Source organism: Pseudoalteromonas sp. A601 (genome assembly GCF_002165575.1).
In the GTDB taxonomy this organism is placed as follows: Bacteria; Pseudomonadota; Gammaproteobacteria; order Enterobacterales; family Alteromonadaceae; genus Pseudoalteromonas.
This window is the reverse complement of the sequence record NZ_MXQF01000073.1, coordinates 1-547: the sequence shown is the minus strand read 5'-3', so window position 1 is coordinate 547 and position 547 is coordinate 1. Positions and strand designations below refer to the sequence as shown.

Annotated in this window: 1 rRNA gene; it reads right to left on the bottom strand. The window is 46.6% G+C overall.

Going from position 1 to position 547, the window contains the following annotated elements:
* Positions 1–527 (bottom strand): 23S ribosomal RNA (locus B5G52_RS21695); the annotation flags it as partial.
* Between the last annotated feature and the right edge of the window lie 20 nt (positions 528–547).

Sequence of the window (547 nt, the reverse complement as noted above, 5' to 3'; positions counted from 1 at the left end):
GCTCCTACTGCTTGTACGTACACGGTTTCAGGTTCTATTTCACTCCCCTCACAGGGGTTCTTTTCGCCTTTCCCTCACGGTACTGGTTCACTATCGGTCAGTTGGGAGTATTTAGCCTTAGATGATGGTCCACCTATATTCAGTCAAAGTTTCACGTGCTCCGACCTACTCGATTTCACTTAAAATGCATTTTCATGTACGGGACTATCACCCTGTATCGTGGCACTTTCCAGAGCCTTCCATTAACACATAATAAGCTTAAGGGCTGTTCCGGTTTCGCTCGCCGCTACTTCCGGAATCTCGGTTGATTTCTTTTCCTACGGGTACTTAGATGTTTCAGTTCTCCGCGTTCGCCTCGTTAACCTATGTATTCAGTTAACGATACCTGCAAGCAGGTGGGTTTCCCCATTCGGAAATCTTAGTCTCAAGTGCTTTTTACTAGCTCGACTAAGCTTATCGCAAGTTAATACGTCCTTCATCGCCTCCAACTGCCAAGGCATCCACCGTGTACGCTTAGTCACTTAACCATACAACCCAAACGGGTCTT